16 protein-coding genes are annotated in these 21,047 nt (G+C 55.6%); 12 read left to right on the top strand and 4 right to left on the bottom strand.

Translation table 11 applies throughout. The annotated features are described in order from the left end of the window. The first annotated feature begins 290 nt into the window (after positions 1-290). Positions 291-1,571, top strand: a complete 1,281-nt coding sequence (locus tag ACKGJP_RS01800) for an SLC13 family permease (protein ID WP_409343991.1) — start codon at positions 291-293, stop codon at positions 1,569-1,571. Positions 1,572-1,586: 15 nt separating this feature from the next. Next, positions 1,587-1,868 (top strand): hypothetical protein, encoded by a 282-nt coding sequence (locus ACKGJP_RS01805; RefSeq protein WP_409343992.1) that lies wholly within the window; start codon positions 1,587-1,589, stop codon positions 1,866-1,868. Between the two features lie 321 nt (positions 1,869-2,189). On the opposite strand, the gene ACKGJP_RS01810 is transcribed toward ACKGJP_RS01805, so the two are convergent. Continuing rightward, positions 2,190-2,747 carry a helix-turn-helix domain-containing protein gene (locus ACKGJP_RS01810; protein WP_409343993.1) on the bottom strand — a complete coding sequence of 186 codons (558 nt, stop codon included), beginning with the start codon at positions 2,745-2,747 and terminating at the stop codon, positions 2,190-2,192. A gap of 154 nt (positions 2,748-2,901) precedes the next feature. On the opposite strand from ACKGJP_RS01810, the gene ACKGJP_RS01815 reads away from it, so the two are divergent. Further along, positions 2,902-3,552, top strand: a complete 651-nt coding sequence (locus tag ACKGJP_RS01815) for an alpha/beta hydrolase (RefSeq protein ID WP_409343994.1) — start codon at positions 2,902-2,904, stop codon at positions 3,550-3,552. A gap of 115 nt (positions 3,553-3,667) precedes the next feature. Here the strand turns inward: ACKGJP_RS01815 and ACKGJP_RS01820 are convergent, their stop codons facing one another. Further along, complete coding sequence (locus tag ACKGJP_RS01820; RefSeq protein WP_409343995.1) at positions 3,668-4,096, bottom strand: hypothetical protein; 429 nt, start codon at positions 4,094-4,096, stop codon at positions 3,668-3,670. Between the two features lie 370 nt (positions 4,097-4,466). On the opposite strand from ACKGJP_RS01820, the gene hprK reads away from it, so the two are divergent. From hprK to ACKGJP_RS01855, 7 genes are all read left to right on the top strand, one after another. Continuing rightward, positions 4,467-5,372, top strand: a complete 906-nt coding sequence (gene hprK, locus ACKGJP_RS01825; RefSeq protein WP_409343996.1) for an HPr(Ser) kinase/phosphatase — start codon at positions 4,467-4,469, stop codon at positions 5,370-5,372. Between the two features lie 260 nt (positions 5,373-5,632). Continuing rightward, a complete protein-coding gene (glpK, locus tag ACKGJP_RS01830; RefSeq protein WP_409343997.1) occupies positions 5,633-7,123 on the top strand; it encodes a glycerol kinase GlpK in 1,491 nt (496 codons plus the stop codon). A 149-nt stretch (positions 7,124-7,272) separates the two neighbouring features. Further along, the gene (locus ACKGJP_RS01835) at positions 7,273-8,970 is read left to right on the top strand and encodes an FAD-dependent oxidoreductase (protein WP_409343998.1); all 1,698 of its coding nucleotides are present in this window, start codon (positions 7,273-7,275) and stop codon (positions 8,968-8,970) included. A 220-nt stretch (positions 8,971-9,190) separates the two neighbouring features. Continuing rightward, positions 9,191-10,768 carry a catalase gene (locus ACKGJP_RS01840; RefSeq protein ID WP_409343999.1) on the top strand — a complete coding sequence of 526 codons (1,578 nt, stop codon included), beginning with the start codon at positions 9,191-9,193 and terminating at the stop codon, positions 10,766-10,768. A gap of 1,203 nt (positions 10,769-11,971) precedes the next feature. Further along, positions 11,972-12,652: a response regulator transcription factor gene (locus ACKGJP_RS01845; protein ID WP_409344000.1), complete on the top strand. Its 681-nt coding sequence runs from the start codon at positions 11,972-11,974 to the stop codon at positions 12,650-12,652. Beyond that, positions 12,649-14,025: a sensor histidine kinase gene (locus ACKGJP_RS01850; protein ID WP_409344001.1), complete on the top strand. Its 1,377-nt coding sequence runs from the start codon at positions 12,649-12,651 to the stop codon at positions 14,023-14,025. The genes ACKGJP_RS01845 and ACKGJP_RS01850 overlap by 4 nt, the downstream gene beginning before the upstream one ends. Before the next feature lie 104 nt (positions 14,026-14,129). Then, entirely contained in the window at positions 14,130-16,349 is a 2,220-nt protein-coding gene (locus tag ACKGJP_RS01855; RefSeq protein WP_409344002.1) for an MMPL family transporter, read from the top strand. A 102-nt stretch (positions 16,350-16,451) separates the two neighbouring features. Here the strand turns inward: ACKGJP_RS01855 and ACKGJP_RS01860 are convergent, their stop codons facing one another. Then, positions 16,452-17,714 (bottom strand): MFS transporter, encoded by a 1,263-nt coding sequence (locus ACKGJP_RS01860; RefSeq protein WP_409344003.1) that lies wholly within the window; start codon positions 17,712-17,714, stop codon positions 16,452-16,454. A 16-nt stretch (positions 17,715-17,730) separates the two neighbouring features. After that, positions 17,731-18,174: a MerR family transcriptional regulator gene (locus ACKGJP_RS01865; RefSeq protein ID WP_409344004.1), complete on the bottom strand. Its 444-nt coding sequence runs from the start codon at positions 18,172-18,174 to the stop codon at positions 17,731-17,733. A gap of 332 nt (positions 18,175-18,506) precedes the next feature. Here ACKGJP_RS01865 and ACKGJP_RS01870 point away from each other — a divergent pair, with 332 nt between their 5' ends. Then, positions 18,507-19,925: a PDZ domain-containing protein gene (locus ACKGJP_RS01870; RefSeq protein WP_409344005.1), complete on the top strand. Its 1,419-nt coding sequence runs from the start codon at positions 18,507-18,509 to the stop codon at positions 19,923-19,925. Next, positions 19,922-20,956 carry a TRM11 family SAM-dependent methyltransferase gene (locus ACKGJP_RS01875; protein WP_409344006.1) on the top strand — a complete coding sequence of 345 codons (1,035 nt, stop codon included), beginning with the start codon at positions 19,922-19,924 and terminating at the stop codon, positions 20,954-20,956. The genes ACKGJP_RS01870 and ACKGJP_RS01875 overlap by 4 nt, the downstream gene beginning before the upstream one ends. Positions 20,957-21,047 lie beyond the last annotated feature (91 nt).

Here is a 21,047-nt window from a genome sequence, read left to right on the forward strand (position 1 = left end):
CGTACACCTCAACCTTTTCCCCGCCATAATCAGCTGCATAAATGCCGCTCCTTTCGGGCTTGCGGGACCGCCGCTTGGTATTCATTGTATCCACTTTCCGGACGGATTATGGCCTTCCGGGTTTACAGAGCGGTTATTAATCTCTATAATTACGGTTAACGAAAAAGAATATCGTGCGTGACCCGGAGGAGCCTGTCAACAACAGGCTCTTTTTTGCGTTTTTTGGGTGTACGCGGCGAGCCCGGAGTCCAAAATACTAGTAAACGGGCATTAAGGAAAACGGAGGCGCTATGGAACAGCAAGCGATTTGGGCAATCAGTATTTTTCTGGTCATTTACGGACTTATCATTGCCGAGAAGATCCACCGCACGATCGTCGCCATGATCGGCGGGGTGCTGATGGTGGCGGTCGGCATTGTCGACCAGGAAACGGCGCTTCATCATATCGATTTCAACACGCTCGGCCTGCTGGTGGGGATGATGATCATCGTAGGGGTGACGGCGGAAACGGGGCTTTTCAAGTATATTGCGATCGTATCGGCCAAAAAAGCGAAGGGAGAGCCGGTTCGCATCATGATCGCGCTGGCGCTCATTACCGCCATCGGCTCCGCTTTCCTGGACAATGTGACGACCGTGCTGTTGATGGTGCCGGTGACGTTCAGTATCACACGACAGCTTCGCGTGACTCCGATTCCGTTCCTGATCACGCAAATTTTTGCCGCTAATGTCGGAGGGACGGCCACCTTGATCGGCGATCCCCCGAACATCATGATCGGAAGCGCCGTGAAGGAGCTGACGTTCATGGCGTTCATTACGAATCTTGCGCCGATCGCGGCCGTCGTGATGGCGGTCTATATCCCGATCTTCATCTGGATGTTCCGCAAGAAGATCCAAACGACGCCGGAGCTGAAGCATAGCATCATGCAGCTGGACGAAAAAGCGGTCATTACGAACCGGCAGCTGATGAACAAATGCTTGGCCGTTCTAGGCATCACGATTATCGGTTTTTTCCTGCATCAGCTGCTGCACCTGGAATCGGCGACGGTGGCGCTCGCGGGAGCGTTTTTGCTGCTGCTGCTTACGGGGGAGCATGCGATGGAGGATGCTTTTACGAAAGTCGAGTGGACGACGATCTTCTTCTTCATCGGTCTGTTCGTGCTTGTATCCGGGCTTGTGGAGACGGGCGTCATCGCCAAGCTGGCGGCGCAGGCGATCGAGCTGACGGGAGGCGACGTTGTGGCGACCTCGATGCTCATTCTGTGGCTCAGCGCCATTGCGTCCGCCTTTCTTGACAACATCCCGTTCGTTGCGACGATGATTCCGATGATCCAAGAGATGGGGAACATGGGCGTCGGCAATTTGGAGCCGCTGTGGTGGAGCTTGGCCTTGGGCGCTTGCTTGGGCGGGAACGGTTCCTTGATCGGCGCCAGCGCGAATTTGATCGTTGCGGGCATGGCCGGCAAGGAAGGGCATCCGATCCGTTTCGTTGCATTTATGAAAATCGGATTCCCGCTCATGCTGCTTTCCATCGTGCTGTGCAGCGTGTATATCTATTTGCGTTATTTACTATAACCGAGGAGGGACGGCATGCTGACTTACCGATTTGATCCAACTGTCGTACACATTCAAGAGACCTTGAACGAGCGGGACGTGGAATTCGAGATTCGCGTGCTTAAGGAAGAGGCGCTGGTCGATGAGCTTAAGCAGGTGCGGGATTGGTTCGAAGCCAACGAAGTGCACACGGACGTCCTCTTTTACGCATATCCCGGCCATACGTACAAAGCGATCGTACGACGCGATTATTATGCGGCATTCGTGCTGGAGCTGATGAAGCGCAAACTGCTGAAGAGCGTGGAATGGACGACGTAGTCCTGCCGTTCCGCTTGGCTATGAAATCGAGAGTGAATGCGGCTAATAACTAAGTTCCGTCTGGACAAGGACAGCGGTGTTCATGGCAATGAATACCGGCTGGAAGACCGGCAGGGAACCAAGGCGTAACAAAAAGCAGGGAAGGTGAGAAGAGGGGACGGGTATGGGGTGGAAGAGCGGCTGGAATCCCATACCCGTCCCCTCTCCCACGCGCAGACGTAAGGCTTCGCACAAAAAGGACCGACAGGGTGAAACTGACGGTTTTTCTTAACGTTTAACAAGCGGCGACGGCTAACCGCACCCGCGGGAGAAGACAACGGTTTATGGAAAAAAACCGGACTCCCCGCCGATCGTTTCCGTGTAAACGGCGATGAGCACGACAGCCGGCTCCGTGCCGTTATTTCTGACCAAGTGGGGGACGCACGCATTCCAGCTGAAGGAGTCTCCCTCCGCCAATTCGGCCGAATCCTCCCCTTGCTCCACATACAGGCTTCCCTTGACGATCAGATGCACTTCTTCTCCTTCGTGGGCATGAGGGGCTTGGCCTGTCGAGGTTCCGGGAGGGAATTCGACGAGCATCATTTTGACGTTTTTCGTAGAGCTGACATGTTCGACCTTTAACCGATCGGCGCCGCTCGTCGTGATCGTCCGTTCGTTTGTTCGCGTGATCCGCATGCGTTCTTCCTTTTTGAGCAATAAATAAGCAAGGGGAACCTGCAGGGCGCTTGCGATGCTTTCCAGCGTAGCGATGGACGGCGATGTTTTATTCGTTTCGACCTGGCTCATGAAGCCTTGGGATAGTCCCGTCTGGTCGCATATTTGGGAGATGGTAATGCTTTTGCGCTTCCGGATGGAGCGGATCGACGAGCCGATATCCATGAACGTTCACCTCATAAATAGTTAAGACGCTAAACCTATATTGATAGTAACAATTTAACGGTTGACGTGCCACAATTGCAGCGGTAAATTACTTATATATAATTAAGTTTATTATTACTTATATATTATGCGACTATCAAGAGGAGGAAATTTAATGAATCCGGCTTATGCCTACGACATACATGTACCGACCGATTACGACCCTGCCAAGCGGTACCCTGCCATCTTCACGCTTCACGGCAAAGGGTCCAACGAGAACAATATGTACGGATTGGTGGCTCCGCTCTCGGATCATTTCATCATTGTCGGTATTCGCGGGGACTTGACGTTAGGCGGGGGCTATCAATATTATGAGCTCAAAAGCTTAGGCAATCCGGTTCGCGAGATGTTTGACCGGGCTGTCCGTCAGTTGGAGTCTTTCATCCAATATGCAACGGAGAAGTACGCGATCGATCCGGACAAACGATACCTGCTCGGGTTTAGCCAAGGCGCGATATTGTCGATGTCGCTAGCCCTTACGATGGGGGATCGGCTGAAAGGCATCGTAGCTTTGAACGGCTATGTGCCGGGGTTTGTAAAGACGGAGTACCCGCTGCAAAGCGTGGAGAACGTGTCGGTGTTTCTTTCTCACGGGGAGTACGATTCCGTATTTCCGATTCAGATCGGGCATGAAACAGCGGCGTATTTCCGAAGTCTGACCCAGCGCTTCACGTTCCGGACATATCCGTCCGATCATGGGGTAACGGAGGACAATCAGAGGGATTTCATGGAATGGCTGTCGGAGGATGCGGCGGCGGAAAAATAGCGCTGGGTGTAACGCAAAACAAACGCATACGAATCCCGATTTGCGTAGCTTCCCCAAAACCAAGCAAAAAGACACCGGCAGCCGGTGTCTTTTTGCTGTCTATGGGTGGTAGCGTCTACGTGTATCCATACACGCTTTTGGTCACGATGTCGTTCAGCTCGGCGATCTGCGCTTGGTAAATGTCCGTCGAGATGCTTCCGTCCGTAAGACGCTTGTCCAGCTGCTCGGTTAGCTCGGCAATCTGCAGTTCGATGACTCCTTGAACTTCCTTGTCGTTATCATACGCAATATCGGCTAGAGACCGGCCTTTATATAGGGCATCGTACAGTTCCTCTTCCGAGGAGACGCCCAGTACGTTGTGCAGGGAGTCTTCTTCCGCCGCTTGCTGTGCGGACGGAGCGGTAGACTTGGACTTGCCTTGGACGCCGGATTTATCGAGACAGACGGTAGTGTTGTTGGCATTTGCTTCCTCATCGCATAAGAGGGTGCCGACAGTGATGGCAAAAGCCATGGCGCTAGCTATAAACATTCGTTTCGGATCCATAGGAGCCTCCTTTTTTCAAGACGGCCTATTTTTGTACAGTCCTCTATCATACTACGAATGATAGAGACGGTTGGTTCCAAATAATTTTGTAAGGCCATCTGAGACGTATCGAGTTCATTGTAGCATGCGTACCTTAAAGGGAACTTAATTTGCTTCCGCGCCCGACAGTCTGGAAATTTGCCGTTCCGTGTAAGTCTATGATCGGATCTTGAAAAGATTCGTTCATTTTGTCGTGACAGATCTGTGAAACGTTAGCATCGTCAGGGAGGGAAACGCCCGGAACCGTCGAATATAACCTCAAACCAGTTATAAGGGCAGCGCTATCGTGCGGGTTGCACGGGATGCGGGAGTGCCGGAAGGGAGTATGAAGATGAAATCCATCGAAGTCAAAGAGCTGGTGAACCGCTTCTCGCTCGAGGTGCTTGCGGGGGAATCCCATTTGAGCCGTCCGGTTACCAAAGCGAAGGCGCATCGTCCGGGGCTCGAATTCGTCGGCCATTTCGATTTCTTTCCTACGCAGCACGTTCAGGTGCTCGGGAGCAAGGAAATCACATATCTGCATAAGCGCACCGAAGAGGAGCGCAATCTGCATATCGGCAACGTCGTCAAATATCACCCCCCATGCTTCGTCGTGACGAGAAATCAGGAAGGGTTGAAATATTTAAAAAAATATTGCGAGGAAGAAGGGATTCCCCTTCTGCGGACGCCGATCGCGACGAATCAATTTATCGGCATGCTGGACGCCTATTTGGTCAAAGCGCTGGCTCCCGAAAGCTCGATCCACGGCGTCTGCGTGAATGTGTCCGGCATCGGCATTCTGCTGCGGGGCAAATCCGGCGTGGGCAAAAGCGAAACCGCTCACACGCTGGTGCGCCGCGGGCACAGACTCGTGGCGGATGACATCGTGGTGCTCAAGAAGCTGAGTCCGCAGACGCTGCTCGGCACGCACAACGGCAAGACGAAGGAGTTTCTGGCGCTGCGCAGCATCGGACTGATCAACGTGTCGCGCATATACGGGCGGAAGGCGTTCCAGGACGAAACGCGGATTACGCTCGACATCGAGCTGACGAAGTGGCAGGACAATGCGCTCCATAACGAGCTGGAGCTGGAGGAGAAGTTTGTAGAGTATATGGGCGTTAAAGTGCCGCATATCGAGATTCAGCTCCAGCCCGGGCGGGACGTGGCCGGTTTGATCGAAGCGGCGGCCAACAACTGGTATCTCCGGCAGCAGGGCTATAGCGCGGCGGAAGATTTCATGAAACGGCTGGAATCGTAAGCGAGCGGCCCGTAGTTAAAAGCCTTTATCGAACGAGTAATTCGATAAAGGTTTTTTTTGTTTGGTTCAATGCCCTTTTTTTACCAATCGAACTGCCCGTTGACAGCGTTTCCGCATTGGCATATGCTAAAAACTAAGTAAATAGGATGTGACGGAGACGATGAGAACCACACCACAATGCTGTCCCTTTCGGAGGAAGGGCCGTTTGGGGTGTGGGTTTTTCGTTTCGCCGGACGCGAGTTGCGGGGAGGAGATACGAGATGGAAACGTATATTTTGGCTCTGGATCAGGGGACGACGAGCTCGAGGGCGATTCTGTTCGATAAAGCGGGTCAGGTTGTTCATGTGGCGCAGCATGAATTTCATCAATATTTTCCGCAGCCGGGCTGGGTGGAGCATAACGCCAACGAAATTTGGGGCTCGGTGCTCGCGGTTATTGCCGCATGTTTGTCGGAATCGGGCGTCAAGCCGGAGCAGGTGGCGGGCATCGGCATTACGAACCAGCGCGAAACGACGGTCGTTTGGGAGCGGGACTCGGGCAATCCGGTCTATCCCGCCATCGTCTGGCAATCGCGACAAACGGCGGATATTTGCGAGAGCTTGAAGAGCGAAGGCCATAACGAGCTGTTCCGAAGCAAAACCGGCCTGCTCATCGACGCCTATTTTTCCGGCACCAAGGTCAAATGGATTCTCGACCATGTCGAGGGAGCTAGAGAAAAAGCGGAACGCGGAGAGCTCATGTTCGGGACTATCGATACGTGGCTCGTTTGGCGGTTGTCGGGCCGCCGCCTCCATATTACCGATTATACGAACGCTTCCCGAACGCTGATGTTCAACATTCATGAGCTGCAGTGGGACGAGGAGCTGCTGAAGCTGCTCGACATCCCCGCCTCTATGCTGCCGGACGTCAGGCCGTCCTCTGAGGTATACGGTTACACGGATAAGCACCACTTCTTCGGCTGCGAGGTGCCGATTGCCGGCATCGCGGGCGATCAGCAGGCGGCGCTGTTCGGGCAAGCGTGCTTCGAGCAGGGCATGGCCAAAAACACATACGGCACCGGCTGCTTCATGCTGATGAATACGGGGGAGAAGGCGGTTGCCTCGAGCCATGGCTTGCTGACCACGATTGCCTGGGGGCTTGGCGGCAAAGTGGAGTATGCGCTGGAGGGCAGCATTTTCGTGGCGGGCTCGGCGATTCAGTGGCTGCGCGACGGGCTGCGGATGTTCTCGGATTCGAAAGACAGCGAGAAATACGCGGAACGCGTAGCATCTACGGAAGGCGTCTACGTCGTGCCCGCTTTCGTCGGGCTCGGCACGCCCTACTGGGACAGCGAGGTCAGGGGCGCGGTGTTTGGGCTTACGCGCGGCACGAAGAAGGAGCATTTTGTCCGGGCGACGCTCGAATCGCTGGCCTACCAGACGAAGGACGTGCTGACGTCGATGGAGGCGGATTCCGGCATATCGCTGAAGACGCTGAGGGTCGACGGCGGAGCCGTGCGGAACCATTTCCTGATGCAGTTCCAAGCGGATATGCTGGGCGTTCCCGTACAGCGTTCTGCCGTGAATGAGACGACGGCGCTTGGCGCCGCGTATTTAGCCGGCTTAGCCGTCGGCTACTGGGATACCCCTGAAGAAATTTCGCATAATTGGGCGATGGAGCGCGCGTTTGCGCCGGCTATGCCGGACGAGCAGCGGAATCGTTACTATGAAGGCTGGCAAAAAGCGGTCCAAGCGGCAATGGTTTTCAAGTAGCCGATGATGTGGTATAGTGAATATAAGTAAATACATGAGGTCGGAGAATAAGAGAGACCGCTATGCATTATGGAAATGACGCCATTTCCGTAGTGTCATTGCGGTCTTTTTCTGCTTTCCGCCGGATGGGAACGGAAGGAGACATTCATATGGCTAACGCCTTTTCCAGTCTTTCTAGAGACGCTTTATTCGATCGGGTCGGTGATCAGGAATATGATCTGCTCGTCGTAGGGGGCGGGATTACCGGCTGCGGCATCGCCCTGGATGCGGCTAATCGGGGAATGCGCACGCTGCTGATCGAGATGCAGGATTTTGCCGCGGGTACGTCAAGCCGGTCGACCAAGCTGGTGCACGGGGGTCTCCGTTATTTGAAACAGCTGGAGGTCAAAATGGTAGCGGAGGTCGGCAAAGAACGTGCGATCGTTTACGAGAACGGCCCGCATGTCACCACGCCGGAACGGATGATGCTGCCTATTTACAAAGGGGGCACGTTCGGTAAGCTTTCCACCTCGCTCGGACTGCTCGTGTACGATTATTTGGCAGGCGTCAAGCGGAGCGAGAGACGCAAAATGTTGAACGTATCGAGCACGAAGCAGCGGGAACCGCTTTTGAAGCAGGAAGGTCTGCTTGGCAGCGGGTATTACGTGGAATACCGGACGGACGATGCCAGATTGACGATCGAAGTGCTCAAGCGCGCCGTCGAGTTCGGAGCAACGGCATTGAGCTACGCGAAAGTGGAGCAGTTCCTGTACCGGGACGGCAAAGTGACCGGAGCGAAGGTGGCCGATCAAGTAACAGGGAGAACGGCCGATGTTTATGCCAAAAAAATCGTTAACGCAACGGGGCCGTGGGTCGACACGCTGCGCGAGATGGACCGTTCCAAGAAAGGGAAGCAGCTTCGGCTTACGAAAGGGATTCATCTGATTATCGATCAAAGCCGGTTTCCGCTAAAGCAGGCCGTCTATTTCGATACGCCGGACAAAAGGATGATTTTCGCGATTCCGCGCGACGGCAAAACGTATGTCGGAACGACCGACACGTTCTTCGAAGGGGATACGGCCCATCCGAGAATGACGATAGCGGACCGTGCGTATGTCATTAACGCCATTAATGACATGTTCCCGGAGACGCGTATCGACGAAAGCGACATTGAATCCAGCTGGGCAGGCGTACGGCCGCTTATTTACGAGGAGGGAAAAGACCCCTCGGAAATATCGCGCAAAGACGAAATTTGGGTGTCGGCTTCCGGCCTGATCACGATCGCGGGAGGCAAGTTGACGGGTTACCGCAAAATGGCGGAGATGGTCGCGGATTTAGTCGCGGGCAAGCTGGCGAGCGAGTATGGGCATAAGGTCAAGGAATGCGTGACGAAGCACATTCCGATTTCCGGAGGCGATGTAGGCGGATCCCGTTACTTGGAGGCCTTCGTCGAGCAAAAAGCCGCCGCCGCGCAAGCCCACGGGCTATCCGCAGCGGCAGGCCGCAAGCTGGCTCGTTTCTACGGCTCGAACGTCGACCGCGTATTCCGCATCGGCGGACAGGAAGCCGCTGCGTCCGCTGCCCACTACGAGCTGCCGCTCGACTTGTACCTCGCCTTGGTATACGCGGTAAAGGAAGAAATGACGGTAAAGCCGGTCGATTTTTTCATCCGCCGTACCGGCGCCTTACTGTTCAATATCGATCTGGTGTACCGGTATAAGAAGCAAACGCTTCGCTGCATGGGCGACCTGCTGCAATGGGATGTACAAACGCGTACGCAGTATGCGGAGGAGCTGGAGCTGGAACTTCGAGATGCGGTTGTTCCCCTGGATGCGCCTCCTCTCCAGCCGATTAGAAAGTCCGTGTAACAAGTGGGAGAGGACGGTCCGGTCCCGGAACTGCGCTCCAAAAAACAGTAGCGAAGAGAGCCTGCAAAACCGCTGATAGAGCGGAAATGCAGGCTTTTTTGCATGCACAGCCGGCTTAGATCCAGCTGCAAATCGGTTCGAAAAGCCCTTCTTTGAATGGCATGAATAATATTCTCTCGCAGGGTAAAAAGTACAGTTGACGAATCGAAGGAGGGGAAATATGGAACGGCAGGCGGAACAAGGAATTGGCGAAATGACATTAACGAATCGGCAAGGACATCCGATTTCCGATAACCAAAATATTCGGACGGTAGGAAACCGGGGGCCGTCTACGCTGGAAAACTACCATTTTATCGAGAAAGTATCCCATTTTGACCGGGAGCGGATTCCGGAACGGGTCGTTCATGCCCGCGGCGCCGGGGCCCACGGTTACTTTGAAGCGTACGGGAACGTCGGAGGCGAGCCCGTTTCGCAATATACCCGCGCCAAACTTTTTCAGGAAAAGGGCAAGCGCACGCCTGTATTTGTCCGCTTCTCCACGGTGGTTCACGGCGGACATTCCCCGGAAACGCTGCGCGACCCGCGCGGCTTTGCCACGAAGTTTTATACGGAGGACGGGAACTGGGATTTGGTCGGAAACAACCTCAAAATATTTTTTATTCGCGATCCGCTGAAATTCCCTGACATGGTTCATGCATTTCGTCCGGACCCGGTAACGAATTTGTCCAATCCCGAGCGAATGTTCGACTTCGTATCCAATTCGCCGGAAGCGACGCATATGATTACGTTCTTGTTCTCTCCGTGGGGGATTCCGGCCAATTACCGGCAAATGCAGGGCTCCGGCGTGAACACGTACAAGTGGGTGAATCAAGCGGGAGAGGGCGTGCTGGTGAAATACCACTGGGAACCGCTGAAGACGGAAATCAAAAACCTGACCCAGCGGGAAGCCGAGCAAATTCAAGCTAAAAATACAAGCCATGCGACGCAGGATTTATATGAAGCCATCGACCGCGGCGATTACCCGGAGTGGGAGCTGTGCGTGCAACTGTTGAGCGACGGCGAGCATCCCGAGCTGGATTTCGATCCGCTCGATCCGACGAAGCTGTGGGATCATGAACGCTTTCCGTTTCTGCCGGTAGGCAAAATGGTGTTGAATAAAAACCCCGAAAACTACTTCGCCGAAGTGGAGCAAGCGGCTTTCGGCACGGGGGTGCTGGTGGACGGGCTGGACTTCTCCGACGACAAGCTGCTTCAGGGCAGGACGTTCTCCTATTCGGATACGCAGCGCCATCGCGTCGGCACGAATTACTTGCAGCTGCCGGTCAACGCGCCCAAAACGCATGTCGCCACCAACCAGCGGGACGGACAAATGGCGTTTGCTGTCGACAAGGGACCCGGCCAAAACCCGCACGTCAATTATGAGCCGTCTTCGTTAGGCGGGTTAAAGGAAGCGCCGCCGTCCGGCCAAGAGCACGAGCCTGCTTACAACGCGAAGCTCGTGCGCGAGAAGATCGACCGGCCGAACGATTTCGGGCAGGCGGGTGACACGTACCGGAAGTTCAGCGAACAGGAGCGCGATGAGCTAATCAGCAATCTGGTTGATGCGCTGAAGGTGTGCGCGCCGGTTATCCGGGAGAACATGATCGCCCACTTCACGAACGCCGACCCCGATTACGGGCGGCGGGTTGCGGAGGGTCTGGCGAAGGTGCAGAGCGCTCCGGCTCACCTCGGCACGTCCTCCGCCAAGGATGCGGCGGAAATGGCCGAACGTTCCGGTTTAAAGACGGATGGGTATTGATGAAGGTGAAAGTCAAAGGAGTCGGGTTGTTATGGCGACTCCTTTGGCTTTTTTTGTAGGTTTTTGCAGCCGGGGCGGGGGATGTATCGCGTGTTTGCGCTGCCTGATGGATGTGCGGGATAGCTCAGAAAGTAGGCTAAGGAGACATAGTGAAGCAAACTTCACTAATACTGAACGTAAGTTCACTAAGCTTCAGGGAAAATAGGCTAAGGGGGACGATAGTGAAGCAAAGTTCATTATTAGTGAACGCAAGTTCACTAAACATCAAGGAAAGTAGGCTAAGGGAGACGATAGTGAAGCGAAGTTCACTATTAGTGAATGCAAGTTCACTAAACTTCAAGGAAAGTAGGCTAAGGGGGACGATAGTGAAGCAAAGTTCACTATTAGTGAACTTTAAGGCCAAATAGCGACGTATGGTTCACTATGTGCGCTCTCAAATAGTGAATTTTGCTTCACTATTAGTGAACTTGGGTTCACTAACTGTAGGACAGAAGGTCTAATTCTTGTGGGCTAGTAGAAACTCATGGCTGACACCGGTGTGTGCGGTTCACTCTTTCCGCGCACTACATAAGAAGTGTCCTAACTAACATTAGTGTGTTGGGTGAACGTGGTTCGCTTGCTCCGAAAAGAGGCAGCTGGCAGCTCTGTTATGTGAAGACGCTCGATAGTCACATTCTGCGAGAAGAAGCTTCTTAACTAACATTAGTGTGTTGGGTGAACGTGGTTCGCTTGCTCCGAAAAGAGGCAGCTGGCAGCTCTGTTATGTGAAGACGCTCGATAGTCACATTCTGCGAGAAGAAGCTTCTTAACTAACATTAGTGTGTTGGGTGAACGTGGTTCGCTTGCTCCGAAAAGAGGCAGCTGGCAGCTCTGTTATGTGAAGACGCTCGATAGTCACATTCTGCGAGAAGAAGCTTCTTAACTAACATTAATGTGTTGGGTGAACGCGGTTCGCTTTGTCCGATAGGAGGCAGCTGGCAACTCTGTTGTGTGAAGAAGCTAAATAGTTATTTTCTGCGAGAAGAAGCTTCTAACTAACTTTAGTATGCGGAAGTGCACTCGGTTCGCTTACTGCGAAACGAAGCTTCTAACTAACTTAAGTGTGTGAAGGCGCACTTGGTTCGCGTGCTCGCCGCGGCTTATTTGTTCCTGCCGTACGCCGATGCTATGATGGGAGCAGAACGAAGGAAGGGCGGCTGCGCCGTGAAAACGAACATTTTGATCGCCGATGACGATCCGCATATTTTGGAGCTTCTGCGCTTTTATTTGCGCCGGGAGCATTACGAGGTGTTTGAAGCCGCCGACGGGGGGGAGGCGCTTCAGTTGCTGGAAAGCAGCGAAATCCGCCTTGCCGTAGTCGATATTATGATGCCGGTGAAGGACGGTCTCGCGTTGTGCCGGGAAATCCGCGACCATTACGACATTCCGGTCATTCTGCTGACCGCGCGGGGCGAGCTCGAGGACAAGGAGCAGGGCTTTCTCGCGGGTACGGACGACTACCTGGTAAAGCCGTTCGAGCCGAAGGAGCTGCTGTTCCGGGTGAAGGCGCTGCTGCGCCGCTATCAGACCGTATCGTCCGAGACGATACGTCTGCATGAGACGGTGATCGACCGCAAAAGCTACGAGGTGCGCGTGGCGGGGGAAGTCGTTCAGCTGCCCCTGAGGGAATTCGAGCTGCTGGCGCATTTGGCGTCGTTCCCGAACCGGACCTTTACCCGGATCCAGTTGCTTGATGCGATTTGGGGTGCAGACTACGACGGCGACAGCCGGACGATCGACGTCCATATCAAAAGGCTGCGCGAGCGGTTTCAGGACAAGTCCCGCGATTTTTCGATCGCGACCGTGCGGGGACTCGGGTACAAGCTTGAGGCGGGGGCCGAATGAAAACACTGTATGTCCGAATCGCGCTGACGTTCGTCCTCATCGCTTTTGTGAGTGCTTTGCTTGGTCTGCTCGGGGTCAATCTGTATTACCAGTCGCATATCCGGAACTATAACGAAAATAAAATCCGCCATGCCGCCGAAGAAATCCGTGCACTGTACGAGCGGATGCCGGGTCTTGAGGCGGCGGACTATTTTCGGCATATCGCGAGTCTCGGCTTTCAGTTGTATGCCGTGAAGGCCGACGGGCAAAAAAGCTTCTACGGCGCCCCTTTTCGGCGGACGGAGCTTGATCCCGGCGTGGCGGCCCGCGTGCTGGAGGGCGGGGAGTACGACGGCATCGTCGAGGAGCCGCACCGTTTTTCGGTCATCGGCTTATTCGAGAACAGTCTGCGCAACAGCGTAGGGCTGCCGTTCGAAGCGAACGGGGAACGGTACGCGTTATTCGTTCGCCCCGATCTGGAGCAGCAGCTGGGGGAGGTGCGCATCGTCGTCGGTCTGCTTATCGGGCTGACGTTTGCGTTCAGCATCGCCTTCATTTTTCTGTTCACGCGGTATATCGTTAAGCCCGTTAAACAATTGACGGCGGCCACCCGGAAAGTCGTGGAAGGCGACTATAACATTACGCTCGATGTGGCAAGAAGCGACGAAATCGGCAACATGGCCCGTCATTTCATGACGATGTCGGAATCGCTGCAAAAGCTGGATGATATGAGGCAAGCGTTCGTGGCGAACGTTTCGCATGAAATCCAGTCGCCGCTTACTTCGATTCAAGGGTTTGCTCAAGCGGCCCGGGAGGATGGCGTGACGGACGAGGAGCGGGGGCGCTACTTAACGATCATCGAGGAGGAAAGCAGACGGCTGTCGCTGCTAGGGAAGCAGCTGCTGACGCTGGCGGCGCTTGATAAGGATAGCGGTACCGTAAGGAAAACGTCCTTCCGTCTGGACGAGCAGATCCGCCAAGTGGTGCTCGTAATCGAATGGCAGCTTCGCGAGAAAGGGATAACCGTGGAATTGGAGCTGCCCGAAGCGGTCATAACGGCCGATAAACAGCTTCTTCATCAGGTATGGCTCAATTTGATTGCGAACGCCGTCAAGTTTTCGGACCCGGGCGGTACGGTCTACGTGGAGTTGGATGTCCAGCGGGACATTGCCGTTACCCTCCAGGATACGGGAGTGGGTATTCCGGAGGCCGAGCTGCCGTATATTTTCGACCGGTTCTACAAGGCGGACAAATCCCGCAACCGCAATCGTTCCGGGAGCGGGCTCGGCCTATCGATCGTTCACAAAATCGTGCAGGTTCACGGAGGGACGGTCGAAGCGCAGAGCCGGCTTGGGGAAGGGACGACTTTTACGGTGCGGCTGCCAAGCGGATAACGGGTAACGTGCCCGATTTGTAATATGCCGTTCATCGCCTGTTCATATTTCTTTTCTACGATACGAGAGGGAAAAGAAATACGCGGCAGGAGGATGAAGGTACCATGATGCAACTTATTCATAAGATTACCGGATGGACGGGCAGCCCGAAGGGAGCCAAAATCGTCCTGATCGTTTGGCTGATAGCCATTATTGCGTTAAGCGGAGCGGCTCCCGGAGCCAAGGAATTTGCCGTTAGCGCCGGAGAAGGAAGCATACACGACGATAAGCCGTCCGCGCTCGCGGCTCAAATCATGAACGAGCGGTTTCCGTCCGAAGAGGGATTGCCGGCTCTGATCGTATTCAGCGGCAAGGAGGCGGCAGGCGCGGAGCAGAGGGCCAAAATCGCCGAATTCAGCAAATGGCTGGCTTCGGCCGACAAGCCGGAGCAGGTCGCGGGCGCGCTGCCTTTTCATCAGCTGCCGGAGGCTGCGCAGAATCAGCTTTTTTCGGAGGATAAGACGACGCTCATTTTTCCGGTCAGCTTGAAAAAAGATCTCGCCTCCAATCAGCTTTACGACACCATCGGCCAGCTGCGCGAAGGGCTTGACCGTATCGGTACGGCCTCGATGCAAACCGAAATTACGGGGCCGGCCGGCATAGCGGCGGATACGACCAATCTGTTCAAAAATGCCGATTTCGTGCTGATGTTCGCAACGGTCGGTCTCATTTTGGTCATCTTGATCGTCATTTACCGTTCGCCGTTGCTGGCGGTCATTCCGCTGCTTATTGCCGGAGTCGTCTACCAGGTCGTCGACCGTCTGATCGGTTTGGCGGGCAAAAACGGCTGGTTCCTGATCGACAAGCAGTCGCTTTCGATCATGATGATTTTGCTGTTCGCGGTATTGACGGACTATTGCTTGTTCGTGTTTTCGCGGTACCGGGAGGAGCTGCGCAAGGGAGGCGGCAAATACGAGGCGATGCGCGAAGCGATGGCGCATGTCGGCGAGCCGATTCTGTTCAGCGGCGGTACGGTGCTGATGGCCATGCTCACGTTGTTCGCGGCGGTATTCAAGCCGTATCATCATTTTGCGCCCGTTTTCTCGGTCGCGATGGTCGTCATCCTGCTTGGCGGCTTGACGCTGATTCCCGCGGTGTTCGCGCTGCTGGGCCGCAAGGCGTTCTGGCCTTTCGCGCCGAAGCCGGAAACGGCGGAAAAACCGGCGAAAACCGGCGTCTGGCATGCGATCGCCGCCTATGTCGTCAAACGGCCGATCGTTCCGGCCGGCGTTTTGCTCGCCATGCTGATTGGGCTGTCGGTCAACTTCGGGACGATGAGCTTCTCGTTCAACTTGATGAAGTCATTCCCGGACGATATCTCGTCGCGCAAAGGGTTTGAGCTGCTAGAGCAAAAATTTCCGAAGGGCCAGCTCGCTCCGGTATCGGTCGTGCTGGAATCGGACAAAGAAATCACCATGGACGAAGCCTTCGTACGCCAATTGACGCAGCTGGCGGGCGAGCTTGGCAAACAACCCGGCATCGACTCGGTGACGCCCGGCATCAAGCCGGATTTCGCCAAACCGGGCGCTGTGCTTCCAAGGAATTTCCTTTCCCCAGACAAACATGCGGTTAAGCTGCAAATGATAACGGCGGACAATCCGTACGATCAGGCTGCGCTAGACTCCATGGAACAGCTGAGGCAGAAGAGCGAGGCGCTTCTTGCGGCGAGCGGGTTTCAAACCGCGGACGTCCGCATTCATTTTGCCGGACAGACGGCGGAGCAGCTCGATGTGAGCGACATGAACGAACGCGATACGATCGTCATTTTTGCGCTGATCGCCCTATTCATTACACTTATGCTTCTGCTGCAGACGCGCTCGATCAAGCTTTCGCTTCTTATGATCGCAACGATTCTGCTTTCTTATACGGCGACGATGGGGCTCGGCTGGCTGATCTTCCATTATGGGCTCGGCTATGACTCCATCAGCTACCGGTTGCCGGTTTACACGTTCGTGTTCCTTGTTGCCCTCGGCGTCGACTATAATATCATTCTCGTGTCGCGCATTCGCGAGGAAGCGAAGCGAGTGGAGTGGAAAGAAGCGGTGCGGCGCGGGGTCGCGCTGACCGGCGGAGTGATTTCCTCGGCGGGCCTCATCTTGGCGGCGACCTTCTGCGTGCTGATTACGCAGCCGCTGCAGGAGCTGTTCCTGTTCGGTCTTACAATGGCGCTCGGCATTCTGATGGATACGTTCCTCGTTCGCGGCATGCTGCTGCCGGCAATCATGACGATGATGGGCGGCGGGAAGCGGGCGAAGGCAAATTTGAATAAAACGAAAGCTGTTTAGCCGAATCATAACCGTATACGCCAAAGAGAACCCGGTCGCTCAGACCGGGTTCTCTCTTTTTTGAGGATGTAAACGATACGCAGCCGGTTAAAGGCAAGCTTATTAATGCGCAGCTCCGCCTTGGTCGATATGCTTCAAATGGTTGCGATTCGCCAAGATGAAGACTACGGAAACAAGGACGAAGCCCGCGCCTACGACAAACGGCACATGCGGGTTATACCACTCCGCCAGCTTGCCGGCCAGCCACGGAGCCGCCGCCCCTCCGAGAAACCGCAAAAAGCTGTATGCGGCCGAGGCTGTCGACCGCTCGACGGGTGCGGCCTGCATAACCGCGGTCGTTATTAAGGTGTTGTTGTTGCCGAGGAACGCGCCTGCCACAATGACCGCTGCGATGACGACGGTTTTCTCCGACGTCCAAATGCCTATGGCGAGCAAGGTCAAAGCAAATAAAACGAGCATGACGGACATGGAGCGAAGCGTCCCGAACCGTTTCTGGAGCTTCGGCGCCATGAACACCGAGGTGAAGGCGAGAAGGACGCCCCAGCCAAGAAATACGTATCCGAGTCCGCGCTCCCCCAAATGCATAACGAACGGGGCATAGGCCAGAAGCGTGAAAAATCCGAAATTGTACAGCAGCGCCGTAATGCCCAGTACAAGAAGAGAACGGTGCTTCAGCACGCGAAAAGGATCGGCAAGCGACGTTTTGGCTGCTGCGGTCGGCTTTGTTTTGGGCATCATAACGAGCAGGAACAGGAAGGCGATGGCCATTAGAACGCTGACCCCGATAAACGGACCCCTCCAGGAAATCGATCCGAGCTCTCCGCCAAGCAGCGGTCCGACCGAAATGCCGAGCCCGATAGCCGCTTCATATAGGATAATGGCTTGCGCAACCCCGGATCTCGAAAACGAAACGATGGCCGATAATGCGGTTGCGACGAATAGGGCGTTGCCGAGTCCCCAGCCTCCGCGGTACCCGACGAGCTCCCAGATGCCGCCGGATAAGTCGCCCAGCAGGGCGAACAGGGCGATAATGACGATTCCGCACAGCAGCGTCCATTTGATCCCTAGCCGGGAGGAAATCACTCCGGTAATCAGCATGGCTACCGCCATTACGATGTTGTAGCTGGTGAAGAGCAGGGTGACTTCGCTTGGCGAAGCCTCCAGCTTGTGGGCGATGGCTGGCAGGATGGGATCGACGAGCCCCAGCCCCATAAAGGCGATCATGCAGGCGAAAAACACCGCCCATACCGCTTTAGGCTGATGGAATATGCTCGATTTTTCCGGAGCCAGCTGTCCCGGCCGTTCACTGGCTAGACGTCCGTTGTTCGAGGATTGGCTGCGTGCTTGCTGAGGCGATAATGACATGATTTCGTATGCTCCTTCACTCTAGATGTTGTTTTTCCGACGTTAATTTGGCGATGCCGCCGCGGATCCTTTCATGGTACTGGGCGGTCTGTTCGCGGATTTCCTTCATTTTCTCCAGCTTCTGGTCGATCAGTTGAAGCTGCTGGCTGACAATCCGGTCCATATCGGTCAGCTTCTGCAGTCTTTGCTCGATATCCGCGATCTCCCAGAAGCCTTGGCGGCGTTCCTCGAGCTCCTCGCTGACACCGACGAATTCCTGAATTTCCTGCAAAGAAAAACCGAGCACGTCACGCGCATTCACGATCTGTTTCAGCCGCTCGATATGCTTCTGCGTGTATAAGCGGATCCCGCCCTCGCTGCGTTCAGGGGGAAAAAGAACGCCTATTTCCTCGTAATACCGGATCGTTCGTTTCGTCAGCCCGCATTCCTTGGCGACATCGTCAATTTTGAAAGTGTGCATGCCGAGCATTCCTTCTTTCCGTTCGTAAAATGAAACGAGATTTATCATACACCTACATAACGTTAACGTCAACGTTAACTTTTGTGCGTAAAGTGAAATAGCCCTGCTCTACTAGCGTTTACTTCTCGCTTCGGCGCTATACGCAACGGCAGGTTATTGCAGGCAAGGCGATGCAAAAAGGATTTTGCGTTTCCGGCAGAGAATGTTATTTCCAGGGCTGAATTTGAATTTTGCGCATTGCTTGCGAATAACCGTACGGAAAATAACAACGCTAACCTTAGAGGCCAATCGTTCATGGGGGCGGTGAGGGTTTGCAAAAGAGGAGTGCGGTCATGAATCGCAAAACGGGTTTGTACATTATCGGCATGGCGCTTGCCTTTCTTCTGTTCGTGCTGGGCGAGCTGATCTGGCTGCCCGATCCTCTGCGGATCGGAGGGCGGCTGTTCTGGATCGATGCGATCGACGCTTTGGTTTATTTGGTTGCCGCCGTGCCGTTTCTATGGGGAGTAGCGGCTATTCTTGGCTTGCTTGCCGCACGGCGTTCCGCCCGCACGCAAGTGGCGAGCTGGGGGAGCTGGACTTCGGCCCGAGGCGACCGGTGGGGCGTTCTGCGCTGCTCAGCCGTCGCCGTTGTCAGCGCGGCGGCTGTGGGGGCGATTATCGTCGCGCCGACGCAGCTGTTTTGGTCGCTCGGCACTTTCGGCGCGGCATGGGTGCTCGTATTCGTCGATTTGATAGGGAGCGAGCGCAGCATAAGGCGTTTCCCCCGGCAAAGCCTTCTCATCACCGTGGTTGCGCTGCTGATGCTCGCCGGATTGTTCTGGCCGACGCCGTATATGGTGACGTATCCGGGACTGACGATGAACATGAACCGGTATGCGCATCCGGAAGGAGGCACCGCTCATACGAGCATTGCCGGCGTTCTCGTGTTCGAGCGACCGGCTTTCCCGGCGGACTGGCTTTATGCGAAGCTGTTCCCGCATTATACGTTCGAGCCGAGGGAGGAGCTCGGCATGTCGCTCGGCGAGTATGACGAGCTGGTGCGCGTGATGAAGGAGGATGCCAATACGGTAGGCAGCGCCATTGCCTTTGGCAAGCTGGGAATCGGGAGCGGCGTGACGTCCAAGGGCGTACGCGTCGCGGCCGTCATGAAGGATAGCCCGGCGCAAGGCGTCTTGAAGGCGGGAGACGTTATCGTAGAGGTTGGCGGGAGCGCCGTCTCCTCGCTGAAGGAGCTGACCGAACGGATGAGCGGCACCGCTCCCGGCCAAACCGCAGCGGTAACGGTTGTTCGCGACGGTAAGCGGCTGACGGTCTCCGCGGGGACCCGCGCCAACCCGGAAGATCCCAAGCGGGCGGCATTCGGCATCCAGGTTCAGGACGAGCTTGCTTACGATGTTCCCAAGACGGTCAGCTACCGCCGCTACTTGCTGCACGAGGGAGGCCCGTCGCACGGGGCGATGCTGGCGCTGACGATCATCGACCAGCTGACGCCGGGCGGCGTCACGAACGGGAACCGGATCGCGGGAACCGGCACGATCGAACCGGACGGCTCGGTCGGCAAAATCGGCGGCATCGAGCAGAAGGCTTATACGGTGCGCCGGTCCGGAGCGGACGTATTTTTCGTCCCGGCGGGTCAGGAGGAAGCTGCCAAGCGCGGCGCGGCGGATTTGCAGATTGTCCCCGTGTGGACGCTGGACGATATTTTGGCTTGGTTGAAGGCTCATCCGAAAAGTCAGGGATCGGGATGATCGTCGTAAAAAATCGCCAAACGGCTGGCGGACATCATGAGAGCGTCGTAGCGGCAAGGGAAACGACGGTAAAAGGAGAATGGCACGTGAGGGCGGACCGCGTTACGACTTATTTATATACTTATGCCTGCCATGAGGACGAAACGGAGCTGTGCGCGCTGGAGCTGCGGACCCTGCTCGGAGCGGAGCCGTCGGAGGGCATAGCGGAAAGCGGAACGGCCGTCGATCCGAGCAGAAGTCCCTTCGTCAAAATGCGCATCGCAGTCCTGTATGAGGCGGAAAGCTTGGAGGCGTTATGCGGCCGAGTGGAGGAGCTGGACTTGCATGGCGCCACGTTCAAGGTGCTGTTCGCGGTCGGCAGCGGCATCGATTACGATAAGGCGCGCGCAATCGAGCGGGCAGTCGGCCTGCATATTCGCGGCAAAGCCGACATGCGGAGCCCGGACAAGCTCTACGGGATCGCCGTAAGGGACGGCCGGTGGCTGTTCGGCGAGTGCATCCGCAGCGAAGCGGTTTGGCTGAAGCATGCGAAGAAGCCGCAAAACTATTCGACCGCGCTCAGCACGCGTATGGCTAGGGCCGTCGCCAATATCGCCGTGCCCGACCCGGCCGGCGTCAAGGCGGTCGACCCCTGCTGCGGGATCGGCACGGTGCTGGTCGAAGCGATGTCCATGGGCATCGACATCGCCGGCTATGATATCAACCCGCTTGCGGTGCGGGGGGCGAGAACGAATTTGGCGCATTTCGGACTTCCGAACGTCGTGGCGATAGGGGACGTTCGGGAGCTAACCGGCTCGTATGACGCAGCGATCCTTGATATGCCTTATAATTTATGCTCCAAACTATCTCCCGGCGATCAGCTCTCGATGCTGGAAGGCGCGGGCAGGCTGGCAGGGAGAGTCGTTATCGTAACCGCGGAGCCGATAGAGGAGGCCGTCGGCCTTGCCGGACTGGCGATTGCGGACCGGTGCGAAGCGCGTAAAGGGAGCTTCGTCCGGCAGGTGCTCGTTTGCGTTCGTGCGGCAAGATAACGGCGGCGTTTTGCTTCAGAAGCGCGGACATCGCGTTGGACTTTCGTTCGACCCGATTCAGCGGAATGAAAGCAAAAAAAGTACTCTAACC

It is taken from the genome of Paenibacillus litoralis (assembly GCF_046244365.1).
In the GTDB taxonomy this organism is placed as follows: domain Bacteria; phylum Bacillota; class Bacilli; order Paenibacillales; family NBRC-103111; genus Paenibacillus_V.